General features: G+C 72.2%; 18 protein-coding genes. 9 read left to right on the top strand and 9 right to left on the bottom strand.

The annotated features are described in order from the left end of the window. Positions 1 to 116: 116 nt before the first annotated feature. Both ABZ404_RS03055 and ABZ404_RS03050 read right to left on the bottom strand, forming a co-directional pair. Positions 117 to 425 (bottom strand): hypothetical protein, encoded by a 309-nt coding sequence (locus ABZ404_RS03055; protein ID WP_358833495.1) that lies wholly within the window; start codon positions 423 to 425, stop codon positions 117 to 119. Positions 426 to 430: 5 nt separating this feature from the next. Further along, positions 431 to 1,063 carry an ATP-dependent Clp protease proteolytic subunit gene (locus ABZ404_RS03050; RefSeq protein WP_358833501.1) on the bottom strand — a complete coding sequence of 211 codons (633 nt, stop codon included), beginning with the start codon at positions 1,061 to 1,063 and terminating at the stop codon, positions 431 to 433. Between the two features lie 82 nt (positions 1,064 to 1,145). Here ABZ404_RS03050 and ABZ404_RS03045 point away from each other — a divergent pair, with 82 nt between their 5' ends. The 8 genes from ABZ404_RS03045 to ABZ404_RS03010 all read left to right on the top strand — a co-directional run bounded on the left by ABZ404_RS03045 (position 1,146) and on the right by ABZ404_RS03010 (position 8,062). Beyond that, entirely contained in the window at positions 1,146 to 1,427 is a 282-nt protein-coding gene (locus ABZ404_RS03045) for a type II toxin-antitoxin system Phd/YefM family antitoxin (RefSeq protein WP_358833496.1), read from the top strand. A 219-nt stretch (positions 1,428 to 1,646) separates the two neighbouring features. Further along, positions 1,647 to 1,949 carry an urease subunit gamma gene (locus ABZ404_RS03040; RefSeq protein WP_358833497.1) on the top strand — a complete coding sequence of 101 codons (303 nt, stop codon included), beginning with the start codon at positions 1,647 to 1,649 and terminating at the stop codon, positions 1,947 to 1,949. Between the two features lie 15 nt (positions 1,950 to 1,964). Next, on the top strand, positions 1,965 to 2,276 hold the full coding sequence (locus tag ABZ404_RS03035; protein ID WP_358833498.1) for an urease subunit beta: 312 nt from the start codon (positions 1,965 to 1,967) through the stop codon (positions 2,274 to 2,276). After that, positions 2,269 to 3,990, top strand: a complete 1,722-nt coding sequence (locus tag ABZ404_RS03030; RefSeq protein ID WP_358833499.1) for an urease subunit alpha — start codon at positions 2,269 to 2,271, stop codon at positions 3,988 to 3,990. Before ABZ404_RS03035 ends, ABZ404_RS03030 begins: the two co-directional genes overlap by 8 nt. 76 nt (positions 3,991 to 4,066) lie before the next feature. After that, positions 4,067 to 4,741 (top strand): urease accessory UreF family protein, encoded by a 675-nt coding sequence (locus tag ABZ404_RS03025; RefSeq protein ID WP_358990058.1) that lies wholly within the window; start codon positions 4,067 to 4,069, stop codon positions 4,739 to 4,741. Positions 4,742 to 4,924: 183 nt separating this feature from the next. Beyond that, a complete protein-coding gene (ureG, locus tag ABZ404_RS03020) occupies positions 4,925 to 5,602 on the top strand; it encodes an urease accessory protein UreG (protein ID WP_358836104.1) in 678 nt (225 codons plus the stop codon). After that, the gene (locus ABZ404_RS03015) at positions 5,590 to 6,375 is read left to right on the top strand and encodes an urease accessory protein UreD (protein WP_358836103.1); all 786 of its coding nucleotides are present in this window, start codon (positions 5,590 to 5,592) and stop codon (positions 6,373 to 6,375) included. Before ureG ends, ABZ404_RS03015 begins: the two co-directional genes overlap by 13 nt. Positions 6,376 to 6,499: 124 nt before the next feature. Continuing rightward, positions 6,500 to 8,062, top strand: a complete 1,563-nt coding sequence (locus tag ABZ404_RS03010) for an alpha/beta hydrolase (protein WP_358836105.1) — start codon at positions 6,500 to 6,502, stop codon at positions 8,060 to 8,062. A gap of 61 nt (positions 8,063 to 8,123) precedes the next feature. Here the strand turns inward: ABZ404_RS03010 and ABZ404_RS03005 are convergent, their stop codons facing one another. From ABZ404_RS03005 to ABZ404_RS02975, 7 genes are all read right to left on the bottom strand, one after another. Next, positions 8,124 to 9,152, bottom strand: coding sequence for an NAD-dependent epimerase/dehydratase family protein (locus ABZ404_RS03005; RefSeq protein ID WP_358836102.1), 1,029 nt, complete (start codon positions 9,150 to 9,152; stop codon positions 8,124 to 8,126). Between the two features lie 64 nt (positions 9,153 to 9,216). Then, on the bottom strand, positions 9,217 to 9,918 hold the full coding sequence (locus ABZ404_RS03000; protein WP_358836101.1) for a lysophospholipid acyltransferase family protein: 702 nt from the start codon (positions 9,916 to 9,918) through the stop codon (positions 9,217 to 9,219). A gap of 40 nt (positions 9,919 to 9,958) precedes the next feature. Beyond that, positions 9,959 to 10,117, bottom strand: a complete 159-nt coding sequence (locus tag ABZ404_RS02995; RefSeq protein WP_180357116.1) for a hypothetical protein — start codon at positions 10,115 to 10,117, stop codon at positions 9,959 to 9,961. A gap of 83 nt (positions 10,118 to 10,200) precedes the next feature. Continuing rightward, a complete protein-coding gene (locus ABZ404_RS02990) occupies positions 10,201 to 11,151 on the bottom strand; it encodes a cytochrome c oxidase assembly protein (RefSeq protein WP_358836100.1) in 951 nt (316 codons plus the stop codon). A gap of 105 nt (positions 11,152 to 11,256) precedes the next feature. Then, positions 11,257 to 12,282: a 6-phosphofructokinase gene (locus tag ABZ404_RS02985; RefSeq protein ID WP_358836099.1), complete on the bottom strand. Its 1,026-nt coding sequence runs from the start codon at positions 12,280 to 12,282 to the stop codon at positions 11,257 to 11,259. 172 nt (positions 12,283 to 12,454) lie between these two features. Continuing rightward, positions 12,455 to 13,183, bottom strand: a complete 729-nt coding sequence (locus ABZ404_RS02980) for a glutamine amidotransferase (RefSeq protein ID WP_358836098.1) — start codon at positions 13,181 to 13,183, stop codon at positions 12,455 to 12,457. Between the two features lie 22 nt (positions 13,184 to 13,205). After that, positions 13,206 to 14,444, bottom strand: coding sequence for a MurT ligase domain-containing protein (locus ABZ404_RS02975; RefSeq protein ID WP_358836097.1), 1,239 nt, complete (start codon positions 14,442 to 14,444; stop codon positions 13,206 to 13,208). 117 nt (positions 14,445 to 14,561) lie between these two features. On the opposite strand from ABZ404_RS02975, the gene def reads away from it, so the two are divergent. After that, positions 14,562 to 15,119 (top strand): peptide deformylase, encoded by a 558-nt coding sequence (def, locus tag ABZ404_RS02970; protein WP_358836096.1) that lies wholly within the window; start codon positions 14,562 to 14,564, stop codon positions 15,117 to 15,119. The last annotated feature ends 149 nt before the right edge of the window (positions 15,120 to 15,268 follow it).

The following is a 15,268-nucleotide window of genomic DNA, read 5'->3' as shown; positions in this document are numbered from 1 at the left end:
CCGTCCGGTGTCTGCGCAGACGGAGCAATATCGCCGGTACGTCGTTCGGACCATCGGATGGTGCGAACGGGGGACGCCGCCTCGTACCGGCGCGGGGGTGAACGGACGCCGGAGCGTCAACTCGCGGATGACGGCGGCGGCACCGCGACCCGCCCCGCGCGGCGCTCCCCGTCGAGCACCCGCAGTGCCCGTGCCAGCGTCTCGGAGTGCAGCTCCGTCTCCCCGCGCCGGTGCATGGTCGCCAGCGCGTCGCGCAGCGCCACGGCCCGCCCGACCAGGGCCTGCGCGGAGCGCAGCGCGCCGTAGGTGTCCCGGTGCCGGGCCGGATTGATCCGGCCGAGCTTGTCGAGGGCGTCGAGGTAGGCGTCGATGAACTCGCCCTCGGCGCGTGTCAGGGCGGGCAGCGGCGGCAGTTCGGGCAGCACGGTTCCTACTTCCCTTGCGTGGCGGCCGAGTTCCCGCGGCCGACGACGACGTGGTCGACCAGCCCGTACACGGCCGCCGAGGCGGCGTCGAGGATGGTGTCCCGTTCGAGGTCCGCGTCGACCCGCTCGACGGAGTTCCCGGTGTGCCGGACGAGGAGATCCCTCAACAGCTCGCGGCCGCGCTGGAGTTCGGCGGCATAGATCTCCAGGTCGGACGGCCGGCCCTGGATCGGTTCGGCGACCGAGGGCTGGTGGATCAGAACGCGCGCGCCGGGCAGCGCGAGCCGCTTGCCGGGGGTGCCCGCGGCGAGCAGGACGGCCGCCGCGGAGGCGGCCTGGCCGATGCACACGGTCTCCACGTCGCAGGTGACGAACCGCATCGTGTCGTAGATCGCCGTCATCGCGGTGAGGGAGCCGCCGGGGGAGTTGATGTAGAGCGAGATGTCGCGGTCGGGGTCGGCGTACTCCAGCTGCATGAACTGCGCCATCACGTCGTTGGCCGCGGTGTCGTCGACCGGGGTGCCGAGGAAGACGATCCGCTCCTCCAGGAGCTTGGAGTACGGGTCGAGGGTGCGGATCCCGGTCGAGGTGCGCTCGGAGAACTCGGGCAGGACGTAACGGGCGGACGGGCCGTGCATGACGTACCTCTTCTCTGGCGTGGCTCTCATGCCGTCGTCTGTAAAAAATGTACAGGACGTACAGGCCGTTATGATGGGGAGCATGGCCTATGAGATTCCGGTGACGCAAGCCCGAGCTGAGCTCGCCGAGCTGATCAACCGCGTGGTGTACGGCGGGGAGCGCGTCGTGGTGACCCGGCACGGCAAGCCCCTGGTCGCCCTGGTGTCCGCCGCTGACCTGGAGCGACTGGAGGGCGCGGCGGAACCGGCCGAGGAGCAGGTGATCCGTTCGGTGTCCTCGGTGCGCCCGGCCGCGTCCGCTCCCGGCGAACGGCGCCGGTTCGGCATCGCGGCCGAGCACCGGCAGCCGCCGGCGGGCGACTGAGGGCCCCGGACCGCCCCGGGCGGGCGGGTCCGCGATGGATGCATTGGCCATGGATATGCAAAGCGTGAGTTAACGAGCCGGAAAAACTTCCGCCGTAACGTGCAATGCCTCGCTGTGGAGCAGGGAACCCCAGGTCAACAGAGTGTTGAACTTGGATAGGGTCCCGCAGCGTCGAGAACGGGATTCCCCCGTTCCGGGCACGACTGTGAGGTGGGAAGCGTGCAACTGACGCCGCACGAGCAGGAGAGACTGCTCATCCATGTGGCCGCGGACGTCGCGGACAAGCGCCGCGCCCGGGGGGTGCGGCTCAACCACCCCGAGGCCGTCGCCCTCATCACCTCGCACATCCTCGAAGGCGCCCGCGACGGCCGGACCGTGGCCGAACTCATGGTGTCCGGACGCGAGGTGCTCTCCCGCGACGAGGTCATGCCGGGCATCCCGGAGATGATCCACGACGTACAGGTCGAGGCGACCTTCCCGGACGGCACCAAGCTCGTCACCGTCCACGAGCCCATCGTCTGACGGGGGGAGCGCCGCGTGATCCCCGGAGAGATCCTGTTCGCGGACGGACCCGTCGTCCTCAACGAGGGCCGCGAGACCACCACGATGACCGTCCTCAACGCCGCCGACCGGCCCGTCCAGGTCGGCTCGCACTACCACTTCGCCGAGGCCAACCCCGGCCTTGACTTCGACCGCGCCGCCGCCCGCGGGCTGCGGCTGAACATCGCCGCGGGCACCGCCGTGCGCTTCGAACCCGGCATCCCCGTCGATGTCGAACTCGTCCCCCTCGCCGGACGCAGGACCGTCCTCGGGCTGCGCGGCGCGATCGGAGGCCCCCTCGATGGCTGAGCTCCACCGTGCCGTCCACGCCGACCTGTTCGGCCCCACGACCGGCGACCGCATCCGCCTGGCCGACACCGATCTGCTGATCGAGATCGAGGAGGACCGCGCCGGCGGGCCCGGACGCGCGGGCGACGAGGCCGTGTTCGGCGGCGGCAAGGTGATCCGCGAGTCCATGGGCCAGGCCCGCACCACCCGTGCCGAGGGCGCCCCCGACACCGTGATCACCGGCGTCGTCGTCCTCGACCACTGGGGGATCGTCAAGGGCGACCTCGGCATCCGGGACGGCCGGATCACCGCGCTCGGCAAGGCGGGCAACCCCGACACCATGGACGGCGTCCACCCCGACCTCGTCATCGGCCCCGAGACCGAGATCATCGCGGGCAACGGGAAGATCCTCACCGCGGGCGGGGTCGACACCCACGTCCACTTCATCTCGCCCACCCTGATCGACCAGGCGCTCTCCTGCGGCATCACCACCCTCGTCGGCGGCGGCACCGGCCCCGCCGAGGGCACCAAGGCCACCACCGTCACCCCCGGCCCCTGGCATCTGGCCCGGATGTTCGCGGCCCTGGAGAACGCGCCCGTCAACATCGGCCTGCTCGGCAAGGGCAACACCATGTCGCGCGAGGCCATGCACTCCCAGCTGCGCGGCGGAGCCCTCGGATTCAAGATCCACGAGGACTGGGGCGCCACCCCGGCCGTCATCGACGCCTGTCTGTCCGTCTGCGACGAGACCGGCGCCCAACTCGCCATCCACACCGACACATTGAACGAGGCGGGCTTCGTCGGCGACACCCTCGCCGCCATCGCGGGCCGCTCGATCCACGCCTACCACACCGAGGGCGCGGGCGGCGGGCACGCCCCCGACATCATCACCGTGGTCTCCGAGCCCTATGTGCTTCCGAGCTCCACCAACCCGACCCGGCCGCACACCGTCAACACCATCGAGGAACACCTCGACATGCTGATGGTCTGCCACCACCTGAACCCGTCGGTGCCGGAGGACCTGGCGTTCGCCGAGTCGCGCATCCGGCCCTCGACCATCGCGGCCGAGGACATCCTGCACGACCTGGGCGCCATCTCCATCCTCTCCTCCGACTCCCAGGCGATGGGCCGGATCGGCGAGGTCATCCTGCGTACCTGGCAGACCGCGCACGTCATGAAGGCGCGCCGGGGAGCGCTCCCGGGCGACGGCCGCGCGGACAACCACCGGGCCCGGCGCTATGTCGCGAAGTACACGATCAACCCGGCGGTCGCCCAGGGCCTGGACGACGAGATCGGCTCGGTCGAGCCGGGCAAGCTCGCGGACCTGGTGCTGTGGGACCCCGCGTTCTTCGGGGTCAAGCCGCAGCTCGTCATCAAGGGCGGCCAGATCGCGTACGCGCAGATGGGCGACGCCAACGCGTCCATCCCCACCCCCCAGCCGGTGCTGCCCCGCCCGATGTTCGGCGCGTACGGGAAGGCTCCCGCGGCCAACTCGCTCACGTTCGTGGCGCAGGCGGCCCTCGACGACGGGCTGCCCGAACGGCTCGGCCTGGACAAGAGGTTCACCGCCATCAAGAGCACCCGCCGGGTGGGCAAGGCGGACATGCGCGAGAACGACGCGCTGCCGGACGTCCGGGTCGACCCGGACACCTTCACGGTGACCATCGACGGGGAGGCGGTCGAGCCCGCGCCCGCCGCCGAACTGCCCATGGCGCAGCGGTACTTCCTGTTCTGATGCACCGCTCTCCCCACGCCCGTCCCGATGCCTGTCCCCACCCCTGTCCCGATGTCTGTACGAAAGCGGCCGGCCGATGTCTCGCGCAGCACTGCTCGTCCTTGCCGACGGCCGGTTCCCGGCCGGTGGCCACGCCCACTCGGGGGGCGCCGAAGCCGCCGTGCGGGCGGGGCGCGTCCGCGACGCGGACGGTCTGGCGGAGTTCTGCCGGGGCCGGCTGCACACGGCCGGGCTCGTCGCCGCCTCGCTCGCGGCGGCGGCCGCCCTCGGCCTCGACCCGCTCGCCCTGGACGAGGCCGCCGACGCCCGCACCCCCTCTCCCGCGCTCCGGGCCACCGCGCGCAGGCTCGGCCGGCAGATGATGCGGGCGGCCCGGGCCACCTGGCCCGGCGCGGAGCTGGCCGCGCTCGCCGCGGCCCGGCCGCGCGGTGCCCACCAGCCGGTCGTGCTCGGGCTCGCGGCGTGGGCGGCGGGGCTGGGGCCCGAGGACGCGGCGCACTGCGTGGCGTACGAGTGCGTCAGCGGCCCGGCGACCGCGGTGGTGCGGTTGCTGAGCCTCGATCCGTACGACGCCACGGGGGTGCTCGCCCGGCTGGCGCCCGAGCTGGACGCCGTGGCCGCGCGGGCCGCGCGGTGGGCGGCCTCGGCCGCCGTGGAGGGGCTGGAGGTGCTGCCCGCCGCCTCCGCGCCGCTGCTCGACGTCATGGCCGAGGCACACGCGGCCTGGCCGGTGCGGCTGTTCGCGTCCTAGCCCTCCCCGCCCCGCCCCTTCCCGCGACCCCGCGGGGGCGGGTGGGACCGCGTTGCCGGGGGCTCCGCCCCCGGACCCCCTGTCGCCCTGCACGGGCTCGTCCTCGAACTCGAACGCCGGACGGGCTGACCTTCCCCGGACCGGCTCACGTCGCCCGGCCAACCGAAAGAGTGGAGCCGCCCCATGCATCTCGACCATTCCCACCACGGCCCCGCCGCCGTCAGCGCCGACGCCCACCGGCCCGACGGGACGCGCCGCGCGCTGCGCGTCGGGCTCGGCGGGCCCGTCGGGTCCGGGAAGACCGCGACCGTCGCCGCGCTCTGCCGCGCCCTGCGGGACCGCTACTCGCTGGCCGTCGTCACCAACGACATCTACACCCGCGAGGACGCCGAGTTCCTGCTGCGCAACGCCGTGCTGCCGCCCGAGCGGATCCAGGCCGTGGAGACCGGCGCCTGCCCGCACACCGCCATCCGGGACGACATCTCCGCCAACCTCGAAGCCGTCGAGGACCTGGAGGAGGCGGTCGGGCCGCTCGACCTGATCCTGGTCGAGTCCGGCGGCGACAACCTCACCGCCACCTTCTCCAAGGGTCTGGTCGACGCCCAGATCTTCGTCATCGACGTGGCGGGCGGCGACGACATCCCCCGCAAGGGCGGGCCCGGGGTCACCACGGCCGACCTGCTCGTCGTCAACAAGACCGACCTCGCCCCGTACGTCGGCTCCGACCTGGAGCGGATGGCCCGCGACGCCGAGCGGCAGCGGGCCGGACTGCCCGTGGTCTTCCAGTCGCTGCGCTCCGAGGACGGCGTGGACGCGGTCGCCGCGTGGGTACGGGAACGGCTCGCGGCATGGCGGCGATGACCACCGGCGCCGGAGTGCGCGCCACCGCGCGGATCGTCGCCACCCCCGAGGGCTTGCCCGTGCTGGCGGGGGAGGGGCCGCTGGCGCTGCGCCGCACCCGCGCCACCGGCGGATGCCACCGGGTCACCGTCGTCGGGGCGATGAGCGCCCCGCTCGGCGGTGACCGCCTCGCCGTGGAGGCCGAGGTGCGGGACGGGGCCCGGCTCACCGTGGACTCGGCCGCCGCCACCATCGCCCTGCCCGGCCGCACCGGGGAGGCCGCGCGCTACGACGTGCGGCTGACCGTGGGCCCCGGCGGCGGCGAACTGCACTGGCTGCCCGAGCAGTTGATCTCGGCGCGCGGCAGCGATCTGCGGATGCGCACCCGGGTCGAGCTCGCGCCCGACGCGCGGTTCGTGCTGCGCGAGGAGCAGATCCTCGGGCGCCACGGCGAGGACCCCGGCACGCTCACCACCCGGCTCACCGTGCACCGCGCGGGCCGCCCGCTCCTGGACCAGGAGCTGGCGTACGGCCCGGGCGCGCCCGGTGGCTGGAACGGATCGGCGGTCCTGGGTGGGCACCGGGCGGTGGGGCAGCTCCTCGTCGTCGACCCGGAGCTGGCCGAAAACCCCCTCCCGGCGCGGATGCTCGGGGAGAGCGCGGTGCTGACTCCGCTGGCCGGGCCCGCCTTCCTGGTGACAGCCCTGGCGCCGGACGCCCGGCTGCTGCGGCGCGTACTCGACGAAGTCCGCACCGCTCAGCGGGACTCGGCTCCCCGGCTATCGGTTCGGTAAAGAAACACCAGTACGACCTGTTCTCGACAGGCATCGAGGCGCGAGGATCCCCCGAGACCATGGAACGCGCCGCTCCGACGCGGCGCACCTCATCTGGGGGAGGAACGACTTGAGACGCACCGCAGTGCTCGGTTCGGCCGGCACTCTGATAGCGGGCACGCTCATAGCCGGCGCGATGGCGGCACCGGCGGCCACCGCCGAAAGCCGTCACCACGGCACGTCCGAGGCGCGCGGCGTCCAGCTCGCCGCCGAGCGGGCCGCCAAGAAGGGCGTCGACTGGACCGACTGCCCGGCCGACTGGGGCTTCGCCAAGCCGATCCAGTGCGGTTACGTCAGCGTTCCGCTCGACTACGCCCACCCCTACGGTCAGCAGATCAAGCTCGCCGTGGACCGCATCTCCTCCACCGGCACCCCGGCCGAGCGCCAGGGCGCCCTCATCTACAACCCGGGCGGACCCGGTGCCTCCGGCATGCGCTTCCCGGCCCGGGTGACGGCCAAGAACCCCCTGTGGGTCAACACCGCCAAGGCGTACGACTTCGTGGGCTTCGACCCGCGCGGCGTGGGCCACTCCACGCCGATCTCCTGTGTGGACCCGCAGGAGTTCGTCAAGGCGCCCAAGGCCGACCCGGTGCCCTCCAGCGAGGCCGACAAGCGCGCCCAGCGCAAGCTCGCCGCCGAGTACGCGGATGGCTGCGCCGAGCGCAGCGGCTGGATGCTGCCGTTCATGACCACCCCGAACACCGCCCGCGACCTGGACGTCATCCGCGCCGCGCTCGGGGAGAAGAAGCTCAACTACCTGGGCGTCTCCTACGGCACCTACCTGGGCGCCGTCTACGGCACGCTCTTCCCCTCGCACGTGCGCCGCATGCTGGTCGACAGCGTCGTCGACCCGGCGCGCGACAACATCTGGTACCAGGCCAACCTGAACCAGGACGTCGCCTTCCAGGGCCGCTGGAGCGACTGGGAGAAGTGGGTCGCCCAGAACGACGCGACCTTCCACCTCGGCGACACGGCCGCCAAGGTCGAGCAGCAGTGGCTGAAGCTGCGCGCCACGGCCAAGAAGAACCCCATCGGCGGCGTGGTCGGCCCCGCCGAGCTCATCGCGTACTTCCAGAACGCCCCGTACTACGACTCCTCCTGGGTGCCCACCGCCCAGACGTGGAGCAAGTACGTGGCGGGCGACACCCAGGCGCTGGTGGATGCCGCCGCGCCCGACATGTCGGACACCAAGGGCAACATCAGCGCCGAGAACGGCAACGCGGTCTACACCGCCGTCGAGTGCGCCGACGCCAAGTGGCCCACCAGCTGGAAGAAGTGGGACCGGGACAACACCCGGCTCCACAAGAACAACCCGTTCATGACGTGGGCGAACGCCTGGATGAACCTGCCGTGTGCCACCTGGCAGACCAAGCAGCAGACGCCGGTCGAGGTCAGGACCGGCAAGGGCCTGCCGCCCGTCCTGATCGTCCAGAGCACCCGGGACGCCGCCACCCCGTACCAGGGCGCCGTCTCGCTCCACCAGCGCTTCAAGGGATCGCGCCTGATCACCGAGAAGGACGCGGGTTCGCACGGCGTGACCGGTCTGGTCAACCCGTGCATCAACACGCGGGTCGAGGCCTACTTCCTGACCGGCAAGGTCGACAGCGCCGATGTGACGTGCGCCCCGCACGCCACGCCGAAGCCGTGACCGCACAGCACCGCTGAGGCGGGGGCGGCCGGGAACTCCGGCCGCCCCCTTCCGTTTCCCCTCAGCCCCGCGCCGCCAGCCAGGCGTCCTCCGCCGCGTAGTCGAACAAGTCCGGGTACGCGGACATCCCGGGGAACGCCTCCCGCCAGTCGCCGCCCCCGAGCCGGTCCGCGATCGAGGCGACCGTCCCGGGCAGCGACTGCGCGTACCCGGTCACCGGCCGGTAGCCCAGCTCGCGCTCGGCCGCCGACATGTCGTAGACGACCGGGTGCGGCGCGCTCCACGGGGTGAGGCCCACCGTGCCCGCCTCCGGCGCCCCCTCGACGGTCACCGTCTCGCTGCGCACGCCGAGCACCTCGTCGATGGCCGCGCCGATCTCGGCGACCGTCGGCGCCTGCGGATCGGCCGCGTTGAGCACCCGCGAACCCGGCCGGAGCGCGGCCAGCCGGATCAGCTCGGCGATGTTGGCGACGTGCGCCGGATGGAAGCGGCTCGCCCCGCCGTACGCGAGGATCCGCACCGGCCGCCGGTCCAGGGCCCGCTTCACGAAGAACAGCTCCCTCGGGGCGCGGCAGTGCGGCCCGTGGACCGCGCCCGCCCGCAGCAGCGTCGAGGGCAGCTCGGAGGCGAGCAGCTCCCGCTCCAGCGCGATCTTGCGCGTGCCGTACGTCTGCCCGCCCGGTGCGACCGTGGCCAGCGACTCCGGGATCGGCACCGGATAGCACGGGGAGCCGTCCGGCTCGCCCTGGGTGTCGAAGCTGCGGCCCCGCCCATCCTCGTACACCGCCCCGCTGGAGATCACCACGGCCGAGCCGATCCGGTCCGTGAGCGAGGCCAGTTGCCGGGCGTGGCCGCCGTCGTACGCGACCATGTCCACCAGGACGTCGCAGCCGTCCCCGAGTGCCGTGGCCAGACCGCCCTCCGCGTCCCGGTCGAGCGCGAGCGGACGCACCCCGTCCGGCCAGTGCGGATCGCTCCCGCCGCCGCGCGAGGCGGCGCGCACCTCCCATCCGTCCTCGGCGAGCACGCGCACCGCGACCCGCCCGATCTGTCCTGTGGCGCCTATGACGAACGCTGTTCCTCTGCCCATGCGCCCGACGCTACGGCCCGGTGATCACCGGGGGCAGTGGGTTGCGCCCTGCGCGGATCCGCTGTCAGCCGAGGATCCTGGGGAACTTCTTCGCCGCCTCGGCCTTCACCTCGGCCGCGTACCGGTCGACGTACTCCTGCCCCGACAGCTCCAGGATCTTGTACATCAGCTCGTCGGTGGCGGCCCGCAGCACCGCCTTCTCGTTCTCCATCCCGGCGTAGCGGGAGAAGTCCAGCGGCTCGCCGAACCGGATGGTGACCCGGCGGATCTTCGGCATCACCTGGCCGGGCGGCTGGATCTCGAAGGTGCCGACCATCGCGCAGGGGATCACCGGCACGCCTGCCCTGATGGCCATCACGGCGACCCCGACCTTGCCCTTGTAGAGCCGTCCGTCGTGCGAGCGGGTGCCCTCCGGATAGATGCCGAGCAGCTCGTCCCGGCTCAGCACCCCGAGGCCCTCGCGGATCGCCGCCTGCCCGGCCTCCTTGCCGGAGCGGTCCACCGGGATCTGCCCGACCGCGCGGAAGAAGGCGGCCGTGAGCCGGCCCTTGACGCCGGGTCCGGTGAAATACTCCTGCTTGGCGAGGAAGGTGATGCGCCGCTTGAGCATCACCGGCATCAGGAAGTGGTCGGAGAACGACAGATGATTGCCCGCGACGATCGCCGCCCCCTCGTCCGGGACGTGCTCCAGGCCCTCGATCCTCGGCCGGAAGAGCAGCTTGAGCAGGGGCCCCAGAAGGGCGTACTTGAGCACGTAGTACAGCAACGCACCAGCTCCTCACTCGGCCCGCCCGCCGGGCCGCCGCTCAGGCGCTGCGCGAAGCCGCCATGCCCACCGTCGCCAGGCCGAGGACCACCCAGCCGAACCAGAGCCAGCCGCTGCTGCCGAGCGCCACCGTGTAGGCAGTGATCATCACCAGCGCCACGACGGTGAGCACCACCATCGCCTTCGTCGTGCCGGGCATGGGGTCCCCTTCCTCCCGGCCGCTGCCGTGGAGTCCATGGTCGCCCCCAGGAGCCCCGCCGCGCCAGAGGGACGCACCGGCCGTTACCGACCGCGTGCGTCGAGCGACGCCAGATAGGCGTTGTAGGCGGCCAGCTCCTTGTCGCCGTCGCGGTCGGCGGCCCGGTCCTGCCGCTTCGCCTCGCGCTTCTCGGTGGCGTACCACTGGAAGACGAGCGCGATGAGGACCACCACGGACGGGATCTCGCTGAACGCCCAGGCGATGCCGCCGGCCGCCTCCTGGTCGGCGAGCGCGTCGATCCCGAGCGAGGCGGGCGGGTTCTTGTACGTGCCGACCATCGGCTGCGTCGCCATCATCAGGGCGATGCCGAAGAAGGCGTGGAAGGGCATGCCCGCGAAGAGCTCCAGCATCCGCATGATGTAGCCGGGACGGTGCGGGCCCGGGTCCACGCCCATGATCGGCCAGAAGAAGATCAGGCCGACCGCGAGGAAGTGGACCATCATCGCGATGTGCCCGGTCTTCGAGCTCATCAGGAAGTCGAAGAGCGGGGTGAAGTAGAGCGCGTACAGGCTGGCGATGAACATCGGGATGGTGAACGCGGGATGCGTGATCACCTTCAGATAGCGGCTGTGGAGCAGCGCCAGCAGCAGCTCGCGCGGGCCCTTGCGGCCGCGCCCGGCCACCGGCAGCGCCCGCAGCGTCAGCGTCACCGGCGCGCCGAGCAGCAGCAGGATCGGCGAGAGCATGCTGATGACCATGTGCTGGACCATGTGCACGCTGAACATGACCATGCCGTAGTCGTTGAGCTTCGTGCACATCACCAGGGCGATGCTCAGCAGCCCGAGGGTCCAGAAGACCAGCCGGCTCACCGGCCAGCTGTCGCCGCGCCTGCGCAGCCGCAGCACGCCGTAGCCGTACAGGCCGAGGCCGGCGACGCAGCCGATCAGGAAGAACGGGTCCGTGGACCACTCCAGGCCGCGTCCCAGCGTGAACGGCGGCAGATCCATGGTCATGCCGTGCCCGCTGTGATCCATCCGCTGACTCCTGATTTCGTACCGGTTGTCCGCACCCAGAGTAGAGCCGCCCCCGGTCGCGATCGCGACCGGGGGCGGCTCGTGGAGTCCGGGACGACGCGCTCCTCAGAGCACGCACTCCGCCTCGGCGTAGCGCTCGGCGGGGACGGTCTTGAGCGTCGCCGTCGCCTCGGCGAGCGGGACCATGGTGATGTCGGTGCCGCGCAGGGCGGTGAGCATCCCGAACTCGCCGCGGTGCACGGCCTCCACCGCGTGCCAGCCGAACCGGGTGGCCAGGACGCGGTCGTACGCGGTCGGGGTGCCGCCGCGCTGGACGTGGCCGAGGATGACCGCGCGGGCCTCCTTGCCCAGGCGCCGCTCCAGCTCGACGGAGAGCTGGCTGGCGACCCCGGCGAAGCGCTCGTGGCCGTAGATGTCGGTGCTGCCCACGTCGAAGCGCATCGAGCCCTCGCGCGGCTTGGCGCCCTCGGCGACCACCACGATCGCGAACTTCTTGCCCGCCGAGAAGCGGCGGCCGACCAGCTCGGTCAGCTCGTCGATGTCGAAGGGGCGCTCGGGCACCACGATCGCGTGGGCGCCGGCGGCCATCCCGGAGTGCAGGGCGATCCAGCCGGTGTGGCGGCCCATGACCTCGACGATCAGCACGCGCTGGTGCGACTCGGCGGTCGTCTTCAGCCGGTCCAGGGCCTCGGTCGCCACGCCCACGGCCGTGTCGAAGCCGAAGGTGACGTCGGTGGAGGCGATGTCGTTGTCGATGGTCTTCGGCACGCCGACGATGGGCAGACCTGCCTCGGACAGCAGATGGGCGGCCTTGAGCGTGCCCTCGCCGCCGATCGGGATGATCGCGTCGAGGCCGAGCTCGGCGACATGGCCCCGGGCGCGCTCCACGCCGTCGCGCAGATGCGCGGGCTGGACGCGGGAGGAGCCGAGGATGGTGCCGCCGAGGGCGAGGATGCCGCCGACCGCGTCGAGGTCGAGCTTGCGGTAGTCGGCCTCCAGGAGACCCTTCCAGCCGTCGTGGAAACCGATGACCTCGTCGCCGTGGTCCACCACCGCGCGGTGCACGACGGAACGGATGACGGCGTTGAGGCCGGGGCAGTCGCCGCCGGAGGTGAGCACACCAATTCGCATTGCCCGGAAAACCTTTGCAACGTGGGCCGACGACCGGACCACGTCGTCCGGTTGGATCCCCGCCACCCTACCGGCGCAGGGTGGCGGGGCCGAATCAGACGTCCGACTGATGGACGTCGGAGGAACGTACGAACACCGGCCGTCGGAGGCCGGGCCGGATCAGCGGGCCGGATCAGGCGGGCTGGGTCGCCGAGGCGATGCGCTCGGCGCGCAGCGCCTCGTACCACCGGTCGTCGGTCGGCGGCAGCGCGTTCACATCGAGGGCCAGCTTCAGGAGCAGGTCCGCGATCTGCGGGTTCCGCGCGAGCACGGGACCGTGCATGTACGTGCCGAACACGGTCTCGTTGTACGCGCCCTCGGTGCCGTCGCCGGTGCCGTTGCCCTTGCCCAGGCGGACCCGGGCGAACGGGCGGGCCGAGGGGCCCAGGTGCGTGATGCCCTGGTGGTTCTCGAAACCGGTCAACTGCGGAAGGCCCAGGCGCTCGTCGATGTCGCCCAGGACGTCGCCCACGCAGCGCTCGCCCTCGCCCCGGGTGGAGACCACGTCGAGCAGACCGAGGCCGGGCTCGCGCTCGCCGAGGTCGTTGATGAACTCGTGGCCCAGGATCTGGTATCCGGCGCAGACCGAGAAGATGATCGCGCCGTTGGCGGCGGCGCGCTGCAGGCCGCCGTCGCGGCGCAGCCGCTCGGAGGCGAGCCGCTGCGGCCGGTCCTCGCCGCCGCCGATCAGATAGATGTCGCCGGACGACGGCACCGGCTGGTCGCTGCGGACGTCCAGGCGGGCCACGTCGAGGCCGCGCTGGCGGGCGCGGCGCTCCACGACCAGCGCGTTGCCCTGGTCGCCGTAGGTGCTCAGCAGGTCGGGGTAGACCCACACGAGGCGCAGGCTGTTGTCGCTCATGCTCGCTTGCTCCTTAAGGGTCTCAGTTGCCGACCGTGCGGCGCACGTCCTGGAAGGCGGTGTAGTTGGCGATCAGCTCGATCTGGCCGGGGGGCGCGAGCTGGACGCACTCCGCGAGGCTCTCGCAGACCCGGAAGTCCAGGTTCGCGACCTCCAGGCGGACCGCCAGGTCCAGCTTGCGGTCGCCGATGACGAAGATCGGGTGGCCGGCCAGCCGGGTGTAGTCGACGTCCCACAGCCACGAGGTGTCCGTGCCGTCGGCGCCGCGGGCGTTGACGGAGAGGATCACCGGCGTGGGCGGCGGGTCGATCAGGGAAAACGTTTCGAGCCAGCCCGCCGGGTTCTTCGCCAGCAGCAGCCGCAGCTCACGGCCCTGGAACGAGACGACGTCATAGCGGCCGGCGACCGCCTGCACCTGGTACATCCGCTCCAGGGCGACCTGCGGCGGCACCCCGAAGACCGCGGCGACCGCGGCGGACGTGGCGGCGTTGGCCTTGTTGGCGCGGCCGGGCAGCTGGAGGTGGATCGGCCAGGCCGAGCCGTGCGGGTCCAGGACATAGTCGCCGCTGAGCACCCAGCTCGGGGCGGGACGGCGGAAGCCGCACTCACCGCAGAACCAGTCGTCGCCGGGGCGCTGCATCACACCGCCGCAGGCCGGGCACGACCAGGCGTCGTCCTTCCACTCCTGACCGGCCGCCACCCACACCACGTTGGGGGAGGAGGACGCGGCCCAGACGACCAGCGGGTCGTCGGCGTTGGCGATCACCACGGCCTTGGTGCCCTGGAGCCCCTCGCGCCACTTCTCCGCGAGCATCCGGGTCTCGGCGGCCCGGTCGAGCTGGTCGCGGCTCAGGTTGAGCAGTGCGATCGCCTTGGGCGTCACATCGCGAGCGACTCCCGAGAGGTACTTCTCGTCCACCTCGATGACGCCGAAGCGGGCGTCCGAGCCGCCCGCCAGCGCCGAGGTGATGCCCGCGGGCATGTTGGCGCCCAGCGCGTTGGACACCACCGGGCCGCTGGCCCGCAGCGCCTCGGCGATGAGCCGGGTCGTCGTCGTCTTGCCGTTCGTCGCCGAGACCAGGACCACGTCCAGGTGGTTCGCCAGCCGCCCCAGCAGATCGGGGTCCAGCTTGAGCGCCACCCGGCCGCCGATCACCGATCCACTGCCCCGCCCCGCCGCGCGCGACACCGCCGCAGCGGCCTTGCCCGCCGTCACGGCGAGCTTGGCCCGCGGTGACAGCGGCTCCGCGTTGCCTGCCATCGTCCTTGATCCTCCTTGCGCCTGGGTCGGACCTCAGCCTATCGAGATCCGGACAGCGGCCCGAACCGCGCCACCACCAGCGCGGCTCCGCGTCGCCCGGAACGTACGCTTGCGGCCATGCGCCACCGTCCGATTCCCGGCAGTTCCGGCACCGTACGAGAGATGTCTCTCCTCGGCGACCCGGTGCTGCACGCCCCCTGCGAGCCCGTCACCGACTTCGGCCCCTCCCTCGCCCGACTGGTCGAGGACCTCTTCGCGACGATGTACGCGGCACAGGGAGTCGGCCTCGCGGCCAATCAGATCGGCGTGGGCCTGCGGGTGTTCGTCCACGACTGCCCCGACGACGAGGACGTCCGCCACCTCGGACACCTCGTCAACCCCCGACTGGTGTCGACGGACGGCGTGGTGGTCCGCGGCCCCGAGGGCTGCCTGTCCCTGCCGGGCCTGGAGGCCGGTACGGAGCGGTACGACGAGGCGGTGGTGGAGGGGTGGACGGTCTCGGGGGAGCCGGTGCGGGTGTCCGGGACGGGGTTCTTCGCGCGGTGCCTCCAGCACGAGATGGACCACCTGGAGGGGTTGGTGTACGCGGATCGCTTGACGGGGTGGAGGAGGGGGCGGGCGGTACGGGCTGCCCGCCGGGCGGGGCTGGGGTTTCCGGGGCGGGGGTTGTCCTGACCGGGGGATGCGTCCGCGGGTAGTGGTGGCCGCTCGCGCCATTCCCCGCGCCCCTTTTTGCCCGGATGTCGTCTGCGGGCCGGTGGTGGGTTCCTCGCGCCGTTCCCCGCGCCCCTTTTTGGGCCCGGACTTTGTCTGCGGGCCGGTGG

Source organism: Streptomyces sp. NPDC005878, from assembly GCF_040629815.1.
GTDB lineage: Bacteria > Actinomycetota > Actinomycetes > Streptomycetales > Streptomycetaceae > Streptomyces.
The sequence above is the reverse complement of the archived record's forward strand: the minus strand, read 5'-3'. Positions and strand labels throughout refer to the sequence as shown.